Annotated in this window: 24 protein-coding genes; 20 read left to right on the top strand and 4 right to left on the bottom strand. The window is 62.1% G+C overall.

Going from position 1 to position 17,569, the window contains the following annotated elements; all coding sequences use genetic code 11:
* The first annotated feature begins 625 nt into the window (after positions 1 to 625).
* The 8 genes from nhaA (at position 626) to F4U94_RS13455 (ending at position 8,891) form a co-directional block, all read left to right on the top strand.
* Positions 626 to 1,819, top strand: coding sequence for a Na+/H+ antiporter NhaA (gene nhaA, locus F4U94_RS13490; RefSeq protein ID WP_150411931.1), 1,194 nt, complete (start codon positions 626 to 628; stop codon positions 1,817 to 1,819).
* Entirely contained in the window at positions 1,816 to 2,148 is a 333-nt protein-coding gene (locus F4U94_RS13485) for a cupin domain-containing protein (protein ID WP_120251115.1), read from the top strand. Before nhaA ends, F4U94_RS13485 begins: the two co-directional genes overlap by 4 nt.
* On the top strand, positions 2,145 to 2,351 hold the full coding sequence (locus tag F4U94_RS13480; protein ID WP_120251116.1) for a pirin family protein: 207 nt from the start codon (positions 2,145 to 2,147) through the stop codon (positions 2,349 to 2,351). The genes F4U94_RS13485 and F4U94_RS13480 overlap by 4 nt, the downstream gene beginning before the upstream one ends.
* A 187-nt stretch (positions 2,352 to 2,538) precedes the next feature.
* Positions 2,539 to 4,101 carry a DUF389 domain-containing protein gene (locus tag F4U94_RS13475; RefSeq protein ID WP_427772225.1) on the top strand — a complete coding sequence of 521 codons (1,563 nt, stop codon included), beginning with the start codon at positions 2,539 to 2,541 and terminating at the stop codon, positions 4,099 to 4,101.
* Between the two features lie 79 nt (positions 4,102 to 4,180).
* A complete protein-coding gene (locus F4U94_RS13470) occupies positions 4,181 to 5,575 on the top strand; it encodes a DUF2254 domain-containing protein (RefSeq protein ID WP_232015746.1) in 1,395 nt (464 codons plus the stop codon).
* Complete coding sequence (locus tag F4U94_RS13465; RefSeq protein WP_120251118.1) at positions 5,572 to 5,763, top strand: hypothetical protein; 192 nt, start codon at positions 5,572 to 5,574, stop codon at positions 5,761 to 5,763. The genes F4U94_RS13470 and F4U94_RS13465 overlap by 4 nt, the downstream gene beginning before the upstream one ends.
* On the top strand, positions 5,763 to 7,097 hold the full coding sequence (locus F4U94_RS13460) for a chloride channel protein (protein ID WP_120251119.1): 1,335 nt from the start codon (positions 5,763 to 5,765) through the stop codon (positions 7,095 to 7,097). Before F4U94_RS13465 ends, F4U94_RS13460 begins: the two co-directional genes overlap by 1 nt.
* 3 nt (positions 7,098 to 7,100) lie before the next feature.
* Complete coding sequence (locus F4U94_RS13455; protein WP_120251120.1) at positions 7,101 to 8,891, top strand: SLC13 family permease; 1,791 nt, start codon at positions 7,101 to 7,103, stop codon at positions 8,889 to 8,891.
* A 214-nt stretch (positions 8,892 to 9,105) separates the two neighbouring features.
* Here the strand turns inward: F4U94_RS13455 and F4U94_RS13450 are convergent, their stop codons facing one another.
* Together F4U94_RS13450 and F4U94_RS13445 are read right to left on the bottom strand one after the other, a co-directional pair.
* Entirely contained in the window at positions 9,106 to 9,570 is a 465-nt protein-coding gene (locus F4U94_RS13450; RefSeq protein WP_120251121.1) for a DoxX family protein, read from the bottom strand.
* Positions 9,571 to 9,595: 25 nt separating this feature from the next.
* A complete protein-coding gene (locus F4U94_RS13445) occupies positions 9,596 to 9,865 on the bottom strand; it encodes a BufA1 family periplasmic bufferin-type metallophore (protein WP_120251122.1) in 270 nt (89 codons plus the stop codon).
* A gap of 225 nt (positions 9,866 to 10,090) precedes the next feature.
* Between F4U94_RS13445 and F4U94_RS13440 the strand changes: the two genes are divergently transcribed.
* The 5 genes from F4U94_RS13440 to F4U94_RS13420 all read left to right on the top strand — a co-directional run bounded on the left by F4U94_RS13440 (position 10,091) and on the right by F4U94_RS13420 (position 13,299).
* Positions 10,091 to 10,627, top strand: coding sequence for a sigma-70 family RNA polymerase sigma factor (locus F4U94_RS13440; protein WP_120252212.1), 537 nt, complete (start codon positions 10,091 to 10,093; stop codon positions 10,625 to 10,627).
* Positions 10,627 to 11,268, top strand: coding sequence for a DUF1109 domain-containing protein (locus tag F4U94_RS13435; protein ID WP_120251123.1), 642 nt, complete (start codon positions 10,627 to 10,629; stop codon positions 11,266 to 11,268). Before F4U94_RS13440 ends, F4U94_RS13435 begins: the two co-directional genes overlap by 1 nt.
* 74 nt (positions 11,269 to 11,342) lie before the next feature.
* Positions 11,343 to 11,612, top strand: a complete 270-nt coding sequence (bufA2, locus tag F4U94_RS13430) for a BufA2 family periplasmic bufferin-type metallophore (RefSeq protein ID WP_120251124.1) — start codon at positions 11,343 to 11,345, stop codon at positions 11,610 to 11,612.
* Between the two features lie 89 nt (positions 11,613 to 11,701).
* Entirely contained in the window at positions 11,702 to 12,544 is an 843-nt protein-coding gene (gene bufB, locus F4U94_RS13425; protein WP_120251125.1) for an MNIO family bufferin maturase, read from the top strand.
* Positions 12,541 to 13,299, top strand: coding sequence for an HvfC/BufC N-terminal domain-containing protein (locus F4U94_RS13420; protein WP_150411930.1), 759 nt, complete (start codon positions 12,541 to 12,543; stop codon positions 13,297 to 13,299). Before bufB ends, F4U94_RS13420 begins: the two co-directional genes overlap by 4 nt.
* 514 nt (positions 13,300 to 13,813) lie before the next feature.
* On the opposite strand, the gene F4U94_RS13410 is transcribed toward F4U94_RS13420, so the two are convergent.
* On the bottom strand, positions 13,814 to 14,335 hold the full coding sequence (locus F4U94_RS13410) for an MgtC/SapB family protein (RefSeq protein ID WP_120251127.1): 522 nt from the start codon (positions 14,333 to 14,335) through the stop codon (positions 13,814 to 13,816).
* 196 nt (positions 14,336 to 14,531) lie between these two features.
* Here F4U94_RS13410 and F4U94_RS13405 point away from each other — a divergent pair, with 196 nt between their 5' ends.
* The 7 genes from F4U94_RS13405 to F4U94_RS13375 all read left to right on the top strand — a co-directional run bounded on the left by F4U94_RS13405 (position 14,532) and on the right by F4U94_RS13375 (position 17,008).
* A complete protein-coding gene (locus tag F4U94_RS13405) occupies positions 14,532 to 14,918 on the top strand; it encodes a response regulator (protein WP_120251128.1) in 387 nt (128 codons plus the stop codon).
* Positions 14,919 to 15,062: 144 nt separating this feature from the next.
* Complete coding sequence (locus tag F4U94_RS13400; protein WP_232015748.1) at positions 15,063 to 15,731, top strand: class I SAM-dependent methyltransferase; 669 nt, start codon at positions 15,063 to 15,065, stop codon at positions 15,729 to 15,731.
* Positions 15,728 to 15,940 (top strand): hypothetical protein, encoded by a 213-nt coding sequence (locus F4U94_RS13395; protein WP_120251129.1) that lies wholly within the window; start codon positions 15,728 to 15,730, stop codon positions 15,938 to 15,940. Before F4U94_RS13400 ends, F4U94_RS13395 begins: the two co-directional genes overlap by 4 nt.
* A 15-nt stretch (positions 15,941 to 15,955) precedes the next feature.
* Positions 15,956 to 16,204 (top strand): hypothetical protein, encoded by a 249-nt coding sequence (locus F4U94_RS13390; protein ID WP_120251130.1) that lies wholly within the window; start codon positions 15,956 to 15,958, stop codon positions 16,202 to 16,204.
* Positions 16,201 to 16,401: a hypothetical protein gene (locus F4U94_RS13385; RefSeq protein ID WP_120251131.1), complete on the top strand. Its 201-nt coding sequence runs from the start codon at positions 16,201 to 16,203 to the stop codon at positions 16,399 to 16,401. The genes F4U94_RS13390 and F4U94_RS13385 overlap by 4 nt, the downstream gene beginning before the upstream one ends.
* 27 nt (positions 16,402 to 16,428) lie before the next feature.
* On the top strand, positions 16,429 to 16,725 hold the full coding sequence (locus F4U94_RS13380; RefSeq protein ID WP_120251132.1) for a DUF3175 domain-containing protein: 297 nt from the start codon (positions 16,429 to 16,431) through the stop codon (positions 16,723 to 16,725).
* Positions 16,712 to 17,008, top strand: coding sequence for a plasmid stabilization protein (locus F4U94_RS13375; protein WP_120251133.1), 297 nt, complete (start codon positions 16,712 to 16,714; stop codon positions 17,006 to 17,008). Before F4U94_RS13380 ends, F4U94_RS13375 begins: the two co-directional genes overlap by 14 nt.
* Positions 17,009 to 17,105: 97 nt before the next feature.
* Here the strand turns inward: F4U94_RS13375 and F4U94_RS13370 are convergent.
* Positions 17,106 to 17,569, bottom strand: a 464-nt coding sequence (locus F4U94_RS13370; protein WP_249042048.1) for an integrase core domain-containing protein, incomplete at its 5' end; no start/stop codon positions are given.

The raw sequence follows: 17,569 nt of genomic DNA, 5'->3' as shown, positions 1-17,569 counted from the left end.
CGCCGCGCGGCCCATTTCTCGCAGATTTCGGGACTTTAGCTGCCGACTATCGGCACAAAGCATAGCAGAAACGCGTTAGGGGACCGCCTCTCGACAGTCCCCCAGCATTCTCAACATGTTGAGAAAAAATGGTGCCAGAAGAACACTCTTATCGGGCACTCAAGCAGCTGATTTATCCTGCAAATTAGCAGTGGGAAATCGACGAAACCATCAATAGCACCATCACATCGTCTGGAAAAGGCCGGACCGCGCTGGACGAACCATGCACCTGCCAAAGTGATCTGCCCAATATAGAAGGGGCGTTAATGCTCGCCGACATATGTTGGCTGAGCAATTGTCGGTATCTGAAAGCACATGCTTCACAGGTTACGCTGCTTCTCGGCCCGTCGAACACCCGTCCAATTCGGGCGCTGTCCGGTTCAGTCGAGAAACTGCCCAGCATGCCTAGCGAGCATGGAAGATAGCAAATAATGCGCGCTTAGAACGGCAAAGCCAACGTCTTCGGTTGCCCCATTGAAAGACTGATGCGATAGCCGCCCGAGGGTGTTCGCGTTCCGTTGGAATCGGACAGGTTATCACGTTGGTCGGGCCGCCAGCGATAATCCTTGCGACCGGACTCCCACCGATGACCCAAATATACGCGCGCCAGAGCGCAATCCGCCGCTTCCTCGAAGCGCAATCGTCCGCGGGTATCGTGCTCATGGCGGCTGCGGTCGTGGCGCTGGTTATCGCCAACTCCCCGCTCGGAACGAGCTACGCTGCGATGCTGCACGCCTATCTCGGGCCGCTCTCGCTCAGCCACTGGATTAACGATGGCATGATGGCCGTGTTCTTCCTGCTCGTCGGACTTGAGATCAAGCGCGAAGTGCTGGACGGTCAACTCTCGACGTGGTCGCGCCGTATTCTCCCGGGCGTCGCCGCCGCGGGTGGGATGATCGTGCCGGCGCTCATCTACCTGGCATTTAATCGCGGCCCGACAGCCGCCGGCTGGGCGATTCCCGCCGCGACCGATATCGCCTTCGCGCTCGGTGTCATCGCCATGCTGGGCAATCGCGTTCCGGCGTCGCTGCGGGTGTTTTTGGCCGCACTCGCGATCATCGACGATCTGGGCGCGGTCGTCATCATCGCGCTGTTCTACACTGCGGGGCTGTCGTTGCCAGATCTGGCCGGTGCCGGCGTGGCGCTTTGCGTGTTGATCGCGCTCAACCGCCTCGGCGTCCGGCGCTTGTCCCCCTACCTGCTGGTCGGGGTGATCCTATGGGTATTCGTCTTGCGATCCGGCATCCACGCCACGCTCGCCGGCGTGATGCTGGCCTTTACCATCCCGATGGAGCGCACGCCCGGTCGCTCCGATGCGGACTGCGTCAGCCCGCTCCATCGACTGGAGCAACTTCTGCACACCCCCGTCGGCTTCCTCATCGTGCCCATCTTCGGACTGACAAATGCGGCGGTTCCGGTTCTCGGCCTTCCTCCCGGCGCCATGTTGGCACCGGTTACGGTCGGCACCGCGGCCGGCCTGCTGATTGGCAAGGTGGTCGGCGTATTCGGGTTTTCTATCCTAGCGGTTAAAACAGGATTGGCGGATATGCCCGCGCACGCGAACCGGCTCCAGTTGTTCGGTGTGGCGCTGCTCTGCGGCATCGGCTTCACGATGAGCATCTTCATCACATTGCTCGCCTTCCCGACAAGCCCGCTGCTGCAGGCGGAAGCCAAGATCGGCGTGTTGGGCGGGTCGTTTATCGCGGGCCTGCTCGGATTCGTGATGCTGCGTATGGTGAGCGGGACTGAAAGTCCCAGGCACCAGGATATTGCGCCATGATCTCGCATCGACATGCAGCATCGCTGGGCGTCTCGGAACTCGGATGGATCCGGGCGCGTCATCATTTCTGTTTCGCGGGCGCGCAAAACGTCGATCTGGTCAACTGGGGAGCGCTGCGCGCGGTCAACCACAACATATTGGTGCCGAACGCAGCGACCACGCCCGTGACGCATTATGGCACGGAGGTGATCCATATCGTCGAGAGTGGCGCGATCGACTTCGTGCGACTGAACGGCGAAGCAACGCGCGTCCGCAGCGGGCAGAGACCCAGGTCATCGCCGGCATGCGCGATACGGGCCTATATCGCCTGCATTGTGCCGCGACGATGACGAAGCATCATATACCGAACGGCCTGTCCGCCGACATTCCGATTACGGCTGCCAGCGCCTATGCGTTTCTTCTGAAAGGGGCTGTCACGCACGATGGAACGGGACTTGCGCCATATGAAGGCATCGCGATTGACGGGGAAAAGAGGCTTGTCGTATCTGGCAAGGACGACGCGGAACTCATGCTGATCGAGATGCCTGCATGATCGCAGGTCACAAAACGGGCCGCAGCATCGCTCCCGAATCCCTCTATGTGATACATTCAGGGGCGTGGGTCATGGCGAGTCGTCTTGCGGTTCTCGGCAATCATCGCCCGCGCGGCGCATGGTTGGCTACAGCCGCAGGGGGCAATATAGCCGCTGGGCATGAACTGCATTTTGAGGAACCAGGCGCATGATGTCTGACGCCGACGGAACCGTTGGACGAGATCCCATACGCGAGCGGTTGACCAGGCTTGCCCTCTACAAATGGTGGCGGCGCAGTGTCGTCGGTCCGATCGACCACGAAGCGGTTGTCGCGCGGATCGTAGAGGAAAGCGGCTGGTCGCATCGCTACGCTTTCATGACGATGATGTCGGCAGGCATCGCGGTGCTCGGGCTGCTGCTCTCATCGCCTGCCGTGGTGATCGGCGCCATGCTGATCTCGCCGCTGATGAATCCCATTCTCGGATTCGGCTTCAGTCTCGCGCTGTTCGATTTCGCCGAAATGCGGCGGTCGGTGTTCGCGCTTGCCCTCGGATCGCTCGCGGCTGTCGTCTTCACCGCGCTGATCGTCAGCCTGTCGCCATTGCAGGCACCCACTGCCGAGATCGTGGCGCGAACGCGACCAAACCTGTTCGACCTTGGTGTCGCGCTGTTCGCCGCGCTGGCCGGCACTTTCGCCATCATCAGAGGCCGCGGGGAGACGATAGTCGGCGTCGCCATCGCCACTGCGTTGATGCCGCCGCTGGCCGTCGTCGGTTATGGCCTGGCGACCTGGAACCTGCCTGTCCTTGGCGGAGCGCTAGCGCTGTTCGTCACGAACTTCATCACCATCGCTCTCTCCGCAACGGTCATGGCGCGGTACTACGGCTTTGCGCACCATCTCTCCTCGCGGCAAAGCTGGATGCAGACCATCGTATTGCTTCTGGTATTCGCGGTTATGGCGGTCCCACTCGGACTGTCGCTAAATCGCATTGCGCGCGAGGCGTTGACGGTGTCGCAGGTGCGCTCACTGCTCAACGACCGGTTCGGCAGCGATGCGCGCGTCACGCAATTGGAAGTCGAGTTCGACCGTGAGCCGAACCTTGTTCGGGCGGTCGTTATCGCCCCACGCGGGCGGACCCAAAAGACCGCGACCTTGCAGAGGTCGATCGCAGATGCACTTGGCCGTCCCGTCCGGCTCGATATCGACCAGGTTCTACTCGAAGCCGGTGCGGGCGCACTCGATGCGCAGCGCGAAGAATTGCGCCAGGCGGGGGATCAGTCGAACCTCGAAGCGCAGCGGATGACGGCGCTGGCGCGGATGATCGCGCTCATCACAGGCATCGCAGCCGACGACGTCACTATCGATCGCGACCACCGGCGGGCGACCGCGGCGGCGGTGCCGCTGCCGGGCGCAACCATCGCGACCTATCGCACCCTCGAAACGCGTGCCGCGGCGGAGACCGACGGGTGGACCGTGACGATCGTGCCGCCGCAGGGGCCGCTGCCCGAGATTGAATTCGCTGACAATGTCGATACGCTCGATGCATCAGCGCGCGCCGCAGTAATCACATCTGCGTGGGCGGCACGGCGTTGGAACGTGCCGACGCTCTCGGTTCCAGGCTTGCCGGGCGGCGAACCTCCCGCGCGACCGAACCTCACCCAGAGACGGGCACGAGCGGTGGCGGCGATGCTGGCGACGCAGGGCGTCGGTGCCGTGGCCGCACCCGCCGCAGGCCAACGGTTCGCCCTCTCGATCGCTATCGCACAATGATCGGCCGTTTCCTGCCCCAAGCCGATCGCGTGAGCGAGATGCCGGCCGATGCGGCAAAACAAGCATGAGAGCCCGCCTGTTGCGCCTGTCGAACGATCTGCGCGAAAGCTACTGGTTCGTGCCTACGGTGATGGCGATCGGCGCGTTGCTGCTCGCGTTGGCGATGGTCTATATCGACAGCCACGCGGGCTCGGCGTGGATGGACGACTTGGCATGGCTTTATGCCGCGCGGCCTGACGGCGCGCGCAGCCTGCTGTCGTCGATCGGCGGGTCGATGATTGGGGTCGCCGGAACGACCTTCTCGGTGACGATCGCCGCAGTGGTCTATGCCTCGGGGCAATATGGTCCGCGGCTGCTGAGCAATTTCATGTCGGATCGCGGCAACCAGGTGACGCTCGGCACCTTCATCGCGACCTTCGTCTATTCGCTGGTCGTCCTGCGCACGATCCGTTCGGCCGGCGAAAGTGGAGCCGGGGCAGCAGCCTTCGTGCCGCAGCTTGCCTTGCTAGTCGCGTTGATCCTGGTGCTCTGCTCGATCGCTGTGCTGATCTTCTTCATCCACCATGTGCCGATGCGGATCCACATCAACAACGTCATCGAGCGGATCGGCGACCGGCTGATCGGGGAGATCGATGCGCGCTTTCCGGTGTTCGTCGGGACGCCGCTCGACGAGCGCGCCGACGATCCGCGGATACCCGCCGCCTTCCGGGCCGAGACCGATCGCGCCGACCATGATCGGCGCGCGCCGGTCCGGTCGCAGGACACCGGCTATATCCAACTGATCGACGAAAGCACGCTGATGGCCGCGGCACGGGATCACGATCTCGTGATCCGTTTGCACTATCAACCAGGCGATTTCATCCACAAGGGCAGCCTATTGCTCGAGGCATGGCCGGCCAAACGCTGCGACGAGACGGCGGCGAATGCTCTGCGCGAGGCCTTCGCGGTCGGCTCCAGACGCACCGCACTCCAGGACCTGCGCTTCCTGATCGACGAACTTGTCGAGATCGCGGCTCGCGCGCTGTCGCCGGGGGTCAACGATCCGTTCACCGCGAACAGCTGCCTTGACTGGCTCAGTGCCGCAATGGCGGACCTGGCCCGACGCGATCTGCCGTCGCGGTTGCGTGCGGATGGCGATGATAGGCTGCGCGTCATCGCGCATCCGGTGACGTTCGAGGGCTTCATCGCCCGGGCGTTCGGCGCGCTCGCGCAATATGCGAGCGCTGATATGATTGCAGCAAAGCATTTCCTCGGGGCGCTCGGCGATGTCGCGCTCCACTGCGACGACCCGGGCCGCATCGCTTGTCTAGCGCGCCAGACCCGCGAATTCCGGGCGTTGTCCGATACGGCGCTCGACGGCGCGTGCCGCAACACGGTACTGATACGCGCCGACGACCTGCTGCGTGCGCTGGCTGAACCCGATTACAGACGTCGCCTCCGGGACGGCAACGCCTGGCTTGGAGGAACTGCATGATCGTTATCATCGCGCTGATTGTCGCCGTGATCGTCACGATCGCGCTGACGTTCGGGAAGTTTGCACGATCGGATAGCTGGCGTGGGACCGTCATGCCGCTCGCCTCGATGGGGCAACGGATCGGCTTCGTCGCGATCGGGCTCGTCTGCCTCGTCGCCGCAGCGGTCGGCGCACCGGCCGAAGGATGATGGTGCGGCTCCCCGAACAGGCACGCGATCTGCTGCGCGAGCATGGCCCCACGGCACCCGTGTGGCGGCGGCGCGTGGCGATTCTAGGCGGCGCGGTGATGATCGGGCTCGTCGCGCTGGTGTTTGCGCATCTCGCGGACTGGGCGGGGAACCGCTTCGTGGCGCTCGCGGCGCGCTGGTGGTGGGCACCGCTGATCGTCACCCCGCTGGGCTATGCGGCGATCGCTGGTCTGACGGCGCGTTTCGTTCCCCAGGCCCGTGGATCGGGGATCCCGCAGGTGATGGCGGCCACGCGTGATCCCGACCATGCGATGGGCGGTCTGGTGTCGGCAAAGACCGTGATCGCGAAGCTGGTGCTCACAATCGGCACCTTGCTCGTAGGCGCTTCGACCGGGCGAGAAGGGCCGACCGTGCAGGTCGCCGCATCAATCATGGGGTACGCGCATCGGGTGATGGTGATCCCCTTGCGCGCATCGGTATTCATCGCGGGCGGCGCTGCCGGTGTCGCCGCGGCGTTCAACACCCCGCTGGCCGGCGTCGCCTTCGCGATCGAGGAGCTGGCCGCCGCCTACGAACAGCGCATGACCTTGCTGGTGATGACCGCGGTGCTGATCGCAGGCATGGTCAGCCTCGGTCTCTCGGGTGACTATGTCTATTTCGGTGTCATGCGACAGACGCTGTCGGTGCGCGAGACGATGCTGGCCGCCCCCGTGGCCGGTATCCTCGGCGGGCTGCTGGGCGCTTTCTTCTCGCGTGCGGTGCTGGCGACCGGGCGGACACGCTGGTCGCCGGTCGTCTGGCTGCGGTCGCGGCCGATGCTGTTGGCGGGTTCGCTCGGCGGGATCGTCGCGATCATCGGCGTCGCCACCGGCCTGACCTGGGGCACTGGTTATGGCGCGGCGCGCGGCATCATCACCGGCGGCGACGTGCCGCACTGGTTCGGCATCGCCAAGCTGACGACGACGCTGGCGACGGCGGTGTCAGGCATGCCGGGCGGCATTTTCGCTCCGTCGCTCGCCGTCGGCGCCGGCGTCGGTGACATGTTGCGCTGGCTGTTCCCGACCTATCCCGGCGGTGCGATCGTGCTGCTCGGCATGGTCGCCTATTTCACCGGTGTCGTCCGCGCCCCGCTGACGGCGGTCATCATCATTTCCGAGACGACCGGCAGTCGTGGCCTGATGATGCCGCTGCTCGCCTCGTCGCTGATCGCCGATGTCGTGGCGCAGGCCGTCTCGAAGGAACGTCTGTACCATGCATTGTCGCAGGCATTCCTGCCACCCGAGCGCGAAAGCGACGCCGATACGGATCGGAATGCCGATCTCCCGGTTCGCTAGCATATGATCGATGCTCCTCAACCCCATGCTCTGGGCGCCATGCTGCTGACAGGCGCGATGTTCTACGGTTTCGTATCCGGTCGAGCGCGCGTCGAGATCATCTCGCTGCTGACGATCAGTGCCATCGCGCTCGGTCTTTACTGGTTTCCGCTTCCCGGACAGTCACCGACTGAAGGGCTGAAGCTCGCATTCGAAGGGTTTGGCCATTACGCATTGATCACGATCTGCGCGCTGATGGTGCTGGGGCGAGGACTCGTGACGACAGGCGCACTCGAGCCGGTATCGCGCCTGCTGACGCGAGTCTGGCGGTTTAATCGTCAGGTCGGCCTCCTGGTGACGCTGCTGCTGGCGTTCGGCATGAGCATGATGGTCAACGATACGCCGGTGCTCGTCCTGATGCTGCCGGTCATGGCGGCGATCGCGGCGAATGGCGGAATGCCCGCGTCGCGCACGCTGATCCCGGTGAACAGCGCAGTGTTGATTGGCGGCATGTCGACGACGATCGGCACCTCGACCAACCTGCTCGTCGTGTCGATCGCCGGCGACCTCGGCCTGCCGCCGATGTCGGTATTCCACTTCACCCCGATCGTGCTGCTGGCCGCGCTGGTGGCGCTGCCGTTCATCTGGCTGGTCATGCCGCGCCTGCTGCCAGACAATTCTGTCGAAGCCGGGCACGAGCCGCGGCACTTCGCGGCGATGCTCCGCCTGGGCGAGAGTTCCTTCGCGCATGGGCTGTCCCGCGATCTGATCGCCGCGCGGCTGCCCGCCGATGTCGAGCTCTTGGCCGAGACTCCCGCAGGCGGGCGGATACCGGTGCGGGCGACGCACGCCGCTCTGGAGCAGACGATGCGTATCCTTGGCGCCACCGCCGCCCCGGTCTGGCTGATGGACCGGTTGCGCGGCGGCTATGCCCAGACGGGTGATGATATCACCGTCGCCGAACTGGCGGTGACCAAGGATTCCGGCCTGGTCGGCAAGGGCGTGGCGTCTGCAAATGTAGCCGAGCTTTACAATGTTGCCATCCTTGGCGTGCATCGCGCGCAACGCCGCTGGGCGACGCAGCCGATGAACGATTCTGCGTCCGAAAACGCGTTTGACGAAGGCGACATTCTTCTGGTCGCCGGTGCGCTCGGCAGCATCGAGCGGATGTCGCTGGCCGAGAATATGCTCGTACTCGAAGGAGCAAAGGAACTTCCCCGCACCTCCAAGGCGCCGCTGGCGCTGGCGATCATGGCATGCGCGGTTATACCCGCCAGCATCGGGCTCGTACCGATCGCGATTTCCGCGCTCGGGGGTGCGATCGCGATGCTCGTCACCGGCTGCGTCCGCTTTGACCGGATCGGCCGCGCTTTGTCGGCGAAGGTCATCGTACTGGTCGCGGCCAGCATCGCCATCGGTCGTATTGTTCTTGAGAGCGGCGCGGCGGCATGGCTGAGCGAACTGATCGCGCTGGGGCTGCAGTTCCTGCCGCCGGCGGGCGTTTTGGCCGCGGTGATGCTGTTCGTCACAGTGCTGACCAACTTCGCTTCAAACACCACGGCGGCGGCGGTCGGAACGCCGATCGCCTTCAGCCTGGGGCAAAAGCTGGGCATCCCGGTTGAGCCGCTGGTCCTGGCCGTCCTGTTCGGCTGCAATCTTTGCTACGCGACGCCGGTTGCCTACCAGACCAACATGCTAATCATGTCGGCAGGCGACTACCGGTTTGCGGACTATACGCGCACCGGATTGCCGCTGGTTGCGATCATGGTTCTTACCCTGTCCGGCCTACTCGTGCTTCGCTACGGTCTTTATTAGGAGCCGGGCAACGGCGGCTTTCAGGATCGGTGGCCACAACGCGGAATGGCGAGATGTAGGCGCCCTGCTGCCCGACAGCTGTTAAACTCGATAATGACTGGATTTGGCATGCGCAGGCATTCCCAATACCGTATCGGAACGGCCCATGTTGGTGGGGGCGACGGAGTAACAATCATGGCCAAACCATCCAGCGTTTTTTGATGCCGAGAGGCGGTTACGGCCGGTCAACGAGTGAACCAAGCTCAAACCCAAACAAGCGATCGAGCGACCAGGCGCCGCCGCCGCGCGCTATCAACGGCAGCAATAGCCCGGCCCAGCTAAGATGCGTCGGCCAGGCGTCGGGATAAACGAAGACCTCTATGACGAGTGTCATGCCCAGCAGCGCTGCGGCAGCGGGCCGGGTAAAAAGGCCAAGCACCAGCAGAATGGGAAAGACGTGCTCCGAGTAAGTCGCCGCGTGCGCCGCAATCTCCGGCGGCACCAGCGGCAGGGCATAATCTGTGCGGAACAGTTCATAGGTGGAAGGCGTGATCGTGAGCACGCCTTCCACCTTGGTGCGACCCGACAGGAAGAAGATGGCAGCGATCCCGAGGCGCGCGACCAGCAGTAGCAGGCTTTCCGATATATGACGGGTCAGCCACGCCGATGCTTCACGATAGTGACGCACAAATATCGTCATTGCTCTCTCCGGGAGTTCGTGAAGATCAGGCCTTGGGCGTCAACGAGCCGAAGCCCTTGGGGGTCTTTATCTTCGTGCAAGTGCCAGCATTGACGAGTTTCCAGGCATCGCCCTGATAAGCAATCCGCGATGTGCCAGCACAGCTCGTGCCGGCACCGGCCTTGCAGTCGTTTTTACCGGCCTGGGCGACGCCATAGCATTTCTCCACCGGCTTGGCGGCACCGGCGGCGTGCGCGCTTCCGGCGATCATCGTAAGAGCGAGGGCTGCGGCGAGGGCTGCGGATGTGGATGGCATCGATAGTCTCCGTGAATGCTTGAGGCCTCACATGCGGCGGGATCATCAATGATGGTCCCGCCGCATGGCGACCCTGGGAGGCCAAGCGGGCCGGGTCACGGAAGCTTCTTCGCGGCGACACTGAAAAGCGTTACAGATGCGGCTCAAGTTGAAGCCGCAGAATTTTTTTGCCGTATCGCTGTAACCATCAGGCAAAGCGCCGCGAATAGCTGTCCGGGAGTGCACATGCGGGCGAGCGAAGAACAGCTCAGGATATGGATGATCGGCGGTCTTGATGGCGACGCCGAAGCCCATGCCGCCTTGCTCCGCGCGCTCGTTCCGATGCTGCGATCCTTTTTCGGGCGTCGCCTTCGCGGTGCCGAAGATGATGTCGAGGACCTCGTGCAGGAAACTTTGATGGCCATACACACGCGCCGCGGCACTTATGACCGGACGCGTCCCTTTGCCGCCTGGGCTTATGCTGTCGCGCGCTACAAGATGATCGACCAGTTTCGGCGCACCCGCGGCACGGTGCCGATCGAAGGGCTTGAGGACATATTGATCGCCGAAGGATTTGAGGATGCCTGCGCCGCACGCATGGATATCGACCGGCTGCTCGGCGGCCTGTCGGACAAGCAGGCCAGGGCAATCCGCGCCACAAAGATCGATGGTCTGAGCACGGCAGAAGCCGCCAGGGCCGGGGGCTATAGCGAGGCGGATGTGAAAGTGTCGGTCCATCGTGGCCTCAAGGCCCTGGCCGCGCGCCTCAAGGGAGGCGCATGATGCAGACGGACGATCTCATCCGCGCGTTGGCCGGAAATGTGGCGCCGGTGTCGCCGCATCTGGTCGAGCGTCAGCTTGCGATGGGGATTGCGGCAGGAGCCGTGGCCACCTTGCTGGCAATTGCCAGTACGCTGGGATTCCGGCCCGATCTTGCCGCGGCGATGCACGACTTCACCTTCTGGATGAAATGGACCTACACGATTTCGCTGGGGGTTGGGGCGATTGCCGCGACAGTGCATTTGGCGCGGCCGGACGCGACGCGGGCGCAGTGGCTGTGGCTGTTGGTCATTCCTTTTGGCCTTCTGGCCTGCGTGGCGGCAAGCGAGCTGGCCCGAACGCCCTTTGACGGCTGGCTGCCGCTCTGGCTGGGCCAGAGCTGGAAACGATGCTCGATTTTCGTGGCGATGCTGGCGGCGCCTATCTTCATCGGACTAATCTGGGCGTTCCGCCAATTCGCGCCAACCCGCTTGCGCCTTACCGGCGCGACCGCTGGTCTTGCATCGGGCGCTTGTGCCGCAACGCTCTACGGCCTGCATTGCCCCGAAGCATCGGCGCTGTTCGTGCTGACTTGGTATAGTTTGGGCATGGGTCTGGCTGCACTGGCGGGCACGTTAATCGGCCCGCGTTTTTTGCGTTGGTAGATCGGGTGTAACCAACCGGTCCACGCTTCCGAAGAACCTCATGCCATCCCGGCAAGCCTATTCGGAGACCGATCATGATCACCCTCAAGTCCGGCGTCAGCATCGCCACAACCGCCGCCCTGCTCGCCATCGCCGGCGTTGCGGCCTCCGCCCCGGCGACCGCCGCTGGTGCAAAGGCCGTCCATTGCTACGGCGTCAACAGCTGCAAGGGCACATCGGACTGCAAAACCGCCAAGAATGACTGCAAGGGTCTGAACAGCTGCAAAGGCACCGGCTTCAAGGAAATGTCCGAGAAAAAGTGCACTGCCGCTGGCGGCAGCCTGACCGAACCTGCCGGTCAGTGACCCAAGGCTTCGCGATCGCTTCCCCCGGTGATCGCGACCCGGAGGTCCGGCTACCCCCGGCCGGACCTCCACTCTTCCGGAGCGAACCGATGACAGGCCATTCAGACGCGACATTCCACGGCTTTGGTCTTGGCCTGCGCACGCCGCACTATCAGGACTTCCTGACCGGCACGGTGCCGGTGGATTTCGTCGAGGTGATCTCAGAGAATTTCATGATCGATGGCGGCAAGCCCCGCCATATCCTCGACCAGATCCGCGAGCGCCACCCGGTCGCGCTGCATGGCGTGTCGATGTCCGTCGGCTCGGCCGATGGTCTCGATCGCGACTATCTGCACAGGCTCAAGGCGCTGGCCGATCATCTCGATCCGCTGTTCGTATCCGATCACCTTTGCTGGACGCGGATCGAGGGTTTCAATTCCCACGATTTGCTGCCGCTGCCTTACACGCAAGAGGCCCTCGATCTGGTCTGTGCGAACATCACGCTGGCGCAAGATGTGCTCGAACGCACGATGCTGATCGAAAATCCTTCGACCTATCTGCAATTCACCGCCGACAGCATGACCGAGTGGCAATTTCTGAATGCGCTGTGTGCATGCACCGGCTGTTCGCTGCTGCTCGACGTCAACAATATCTATGTCAGCGCGGTCAATCACGGGTTCGATGCCCTGGACTATCTTGAAGGCGTACCAGCCGACCGGGTGCGCCAGATCCATCTCGCCGGGCATAGCCAAGGCAAAGACCGCCTGATCGACACCCATGACCAACCCGTGCCGCCGTCGGTGTGGGCGCTGTATGCGCAGGCTTGCCGCCAGGTCGGCCCGGTTGCGACCATGATCGAGCGCGACGACGACATTCCACCGATCACCGATCTGCTGACCGAACTGGACATGGCGCGCAACATTTCGAGCAACGACCGGAGGGCGCCGGCATGAGCCTTGCCGCGATGCAACGCGACTTTCGCGGGTGGCTGATCGATGCGCCGGTATCGATGGAACAGTGGGTCGATTCCGCCGAGCAGGCTGGCCTCGCTGTGTATCACAACGCCTATCGGGTACAGCTTGTCGACTGCCTGCGCGACACGTTTGAAAAGACGCTGCTATGGCTGGGGGAGGATGCGTTCACCGATGCCGCCCGCGCGCATATCGAAGCCACGCCGCCCCATGGCTGGACCTTGGGCGTATATGGCGACGGTTTCTCCAATACCCTCAGCCAAATCTATCCCGACGATCCCGAAGTTGCCGAACTGGCATGGCTCGACTGGGCGCTGAGCCGCGCCTTTGAAGGGCCGGATGCAGCTCCTATGTCTCCAGAGGAACTGGCGGCGGTGGACTGGGACAGTGCCAGACTGATGTTCGCGCCGACGATGCAAATCGCGGTGGCCCGCACGAATGCAGGCGCGATCTGGTCGGCGCTGGCGGCACTGGATGACCCGCCGATGGCGGCTCTGTTGCCGGAGCCGGGCGCAATGCTGGTCGGGCGGCAGGATTTCACGCCCTGTTTCCGCACGGTCGAGCCCACGGAGGCTTTCGCGCTGGCGCAAATCATAGCCGGTGCGACGTTCGGTGCCCTTTGCCTCGCCCTGGTCGAACAGTGCGGTGAGCAAGTCGGAGTGGGCGAGGCTGGCGCGCTGCTCAGTCAGTGGATCGGGGACGGGCTAATCGTCGCAATCACCCTAGATGGAGAATAGCCATGCGCATGGTCTTCCCCACGCTTTTGCTGTTCGGCCGTTGCTGCGCGGCGGGCCAATTATCGCGGCCCGTCGTATCCGATTGGCCATTAACGGCGGTGCCCGAACTTACTTGAGGACGCCTAGCGACGCCGCTCCTGCTAGAGAGAAGACTGACGGCCGACGGACGAATTGCGCCTTGCGCTGTTTGTCCTCATGAGTCCCGCGAGTATGGGACCCACTCACTTCGGCGAACGAAGGCGTGCATGATCTACACGGCGACGGCGACCTGCGCGCCCTCCAGATCCTTCTCGGTGATAGCAAGATCGAAAATACGGTGCCTATCTCGCGATCGACGTAGAAGACGCGCTTCCCCTAGCTGAAAACACCGAAATATGAACTTGGGCTCCTCGTCTCTTAAGAGGAGCCAACTTGATACCCGAGGGCTTGCACTCCAATCCACAGTTACCTCCCAGCCATTTCTCGAGGCGCGCTGGCACAATTCCAAAAACATCCCGTTGGATGGCCGCTTTCCTCAACCCTTATAAATTTCTTCATCCTGCTGACTTGGCGACCCCCGCCGGTTCGGCATCCGAATATCATCCGAAGTGCCATTGCTTTCCTGTCTATGGGACCGCGGCATGAAGCGTTCGAAAAGGAAAGCGGCAGACAGGAGAAGAAGCGCCAGGACTGTTCCGGCAAACACCAGCACATATTGTCCCGCTCCTGCCGTGATCCCTACCGCAGCGGCCATCCAAAGGCTGGCAGCCGTCGTCATGTTTCGAACATCGCCGCCGCGCACGAAGATAAGGCCGCCTGCGATGAAACCAATCGCCTGTGCCAGGCCTTGCACGACCCTGACAGGGTCTCCCTCATTGTGTTGTTCTACCATTTCGAGCGCGGAAAGGGTTAACATCGCCGAACTGAGCGCGACGAGACCGTGGGTTCGCAAACCCGCATCATGGCCGCTTCGCTCTCGTTCAAAGCCCAGTGCCAGACCGAGGACGGTTGCGAGGCCCAATCGCGTCAAGGTGGTGGGAAGATCATTCTCAAGCATAGCGACTACCTCCCTCCCAGCAACGCGCTTCGCGCCGATGAGATGCACGGCCTCAGGTTGCGCGCTTGCAGGGCAGCGCTAGCTCTATCGAATATGAACCAGCCACCTTGAGCATTGCCATCCGCCGAACCTTTTTGAGCGGTGTGGGTTTCGCTAGTTATCCAAAAAATATCACTCTGCAAAAGTGGAGGCGAGCATGGTTCAGCAACTGAAAATTCTATTCGTGGAGGACGAACCCGACATTCGCACAATCGTTGCACTAGCTTTGGGACGAGATCCTGACTTTTCTCTCACTACATACGGCAGCGGAATTGAAGCCCTGGAAGATATCGAAAGAAGCAGCCACTCATTTGATTTCGCCCTCCTCAACATGCGGCTGCCATCCATGACAGGCATCGAGTTACACGAAAAATTACGACAATTGCCCCAACTGTCTGGCTTGCGCACGGCCATCATCACCGCCGGAATTCGACCTCATGAGGTTGATGCTTATAAACGTCCCGGCGTTGTAGGCGTTATCGCCAAACCGTTTGACCCACTTAGCCTTAGCGATCGGGTGCGTGTGCTGGTAGCCGGTCGCTAACGACGGCTTGTCGATGATACAAAAATCGGTCGGCATAAAGTGACTTAACCAGGTTAAAGTCCCTCCATTTCCAAGCATAATCAACGGAACTGCTTGTGGACGGTCTGGTTGTCAACCTTGTCGTATTTGGCCGACAAGGAGGACATGGTGATCAAAGCACGTGCCGATGGGATTGCGGATCGTGCAATTTCCAAGGCCACTGCTTTTCCTAGCAGTGTTCAGACTCCTTCCCTGCGCCTGACCGTGAAGACATTCATCGAGTATCCGACAATGGTTGGATCGGCCTTTCCAGCAAGTCATTGGCTCGTGGATCGAATGCTTGCACCAATCGACTGGCAGCGGATCCAGCTATTCGTCGAATTTGGACCGGGAACGGGGGCGTTTACACGAGCAGTGCTGGTAAGCTTGCCTCCCAGCGCCGTCCTCCTCGCGCTGGACACGAGTGAGGCCTTCGTCGATCATCTCAGAGCATCGATCGACGATCCCCGGTTTGAAGCCGTCTGCGAATCTGCGGCGAATGTCGCTGCTGTCCTGAGAGAACGCGGCCTGCCCTCTGCCGATTGCATACTCTCCGGCCTGCCCTTCTCCACGCTTGAGCGATACGAAGCCGATCGCACGATGCGCGCCAGTCGCGCCATTCTCGCATCAAACGGCATGTTTTGCGCCTATCAAATGCGCCGCACCATCAAGCCGCTGCTCGAAACATATATCGGCCCGATCCACTCTGCCTTTGAGTGGCGCAACATCCCGCCATGTCATCTCTATTGGGCTGAGGCGGGACTTGGAAACCAGACCGTAGGAGATCACCGATGAACGAGCCGACAGACACGCCGTCCGAGGCGGTGGAAACATCCTTGGACAAAAGTCCGCGCCAGGGGCCGCTGGGTGACGTTCTGCCACAGAAAGGTCCCGATCCCCGTACGCGCGGTGGCCAGCGGCAAGAGGATGTCAACGACCGTCCCGCCGTGGGGACAGTCAAGCCGGAAGACTATCCAGAGGATCAACGCGCCAAAGGCGCATGAAGACAGGAGCGTGCCATGGAAGATGAAACGCACAGCCATCAATCTGTTCCAACCGAGAAAACACGTCGTCCCAACATCTCCACCGAGAATCAGCCAGAGGGCGCAGCGCGACGGCCCAGCGACACGCTGGATCGCGAGCCGACGCGCGACCCTGTGAGCGGTGGCGCCATATCGTCTGATTACAATCCCGATGCCATGACGAGGCGCGGTGAGGAAAACGACACGCGGGCGGGACACGAAATGCAGAAAGGATACAAATCATGATCGATGATGATGGCGTCCATCCGCGCTCCACTGAGCCAGTGGAAGGAGGCGCTGGAACGCCTCCACCGGAACAAGGTTCGCCCACGCCTTCGGACGCGGAATCCGAAAAAGGCGGCGATGACGATCAGGCTGAACCTCAACCTGCGTCGAACCACAATCCGCTCGCACCACCTGTAAACATAGAACCGGGAAGTTAAGCAGCTGAACGCGCCGGGAGACACGCGATGAGCAAACATAAATGGTCGCAAGATGTGACCGAGCAGAGCGACGCACTGGATCTTGATGAAGGCCTGTTCAAGCAAACTGATCCAAAAACGATCGCCCTGTCGTTGAAACGATCCGCCGAACACAGCCATCGTCGTAAAGGCACACCCCTGCAATCTGCAATGAGCATGCTGACATTCTATATCAATCGCGCGGGGGACAATCTCAGCGTCAAGCAGCGGCACATCCTGGAGAAGACCAAGGATGAGCTCCGCATGGCGCTCAGCAAGAAGGAGAAACGCCATGCCCCGCGGTGACAAGTCGAGTTATACCGACAAACAAAAGCGCAAGGCCGAGCATATCGAGGAGGGGTATGAGGATCGCGGCATTCCGAAAGACGAGGCCGAGCGCCGCGCATGGGCGACGGTGAACAAGGAGTCTGGCGGTGGCAAGAAATCCGGTTCGGGGCGGGGTAAGACGGAAAGCCATGCGTCATCGAGCAAAGGCGGGCGTGTCGGCGGAGCTAGCCAGACCCATGACGAGCGATCAGCCGCTGCAAAGAAAGGGTGGGAAACCCGGCGTAAACAGGCGAAGGCCTGACGATACTCGCCGAAGCGGGGTCGCTTTTGGAGCAGGCACAGGGCGTTGTCGAGTGGGTGCCAATGATCTGCCCCCACCGAGTGGACCGATTGGTTTGTTAGTGGATTAAGCCGATTGCCGCCATATCCGGACGGAGGTGGAGCGAAGCGGAACCGGAGGCCGGATATGGCGGTGTCGCCGTTTCCGGTGCCGGTGGTCGATAGCCCAGACTGCTATGCGGGCGGACGTTGTTGTAATGCCGCCGCCAAGCTTCGATCAGCACCTTGGCTTCGGCGAGGCTGTAGAAGATCTCGCCGTTGAGCAGTTCGTCGCGAAGCGACCCGTTGAAGCTTTCGTTATAGCCATTCTCCCATGGTGATCCTGGTGTGATGTAGAGCGTCTTCACGCCGATCTGCCCCAGCCATTGCTGGACGGCTGTCGCGATAAATTCGCTGCCATAGCACATTGGGAAGCGGCCCCTCGAAGGGGCGCACTGCCTTGATGAAGGCAAGGGCGCGTAGCGCCCGCAGGCTTCATCAAGGCGGTCATGATCGGCCCGCAGGTCTCTAAAGTGAAGTTGTC

Source organism: Sphingobium limneticum (genome assembly GCF_008710155.1).
GTDB lineage: Bacteria > Pseudomonadota > Alphaproteobacteria > Sphingomonadales > Sphingomonadaceae > Sphingobium > Sphingobium limneticum.
This window is presented reverse-complemented; position numbering and strand designations above follow the sequence as displayed.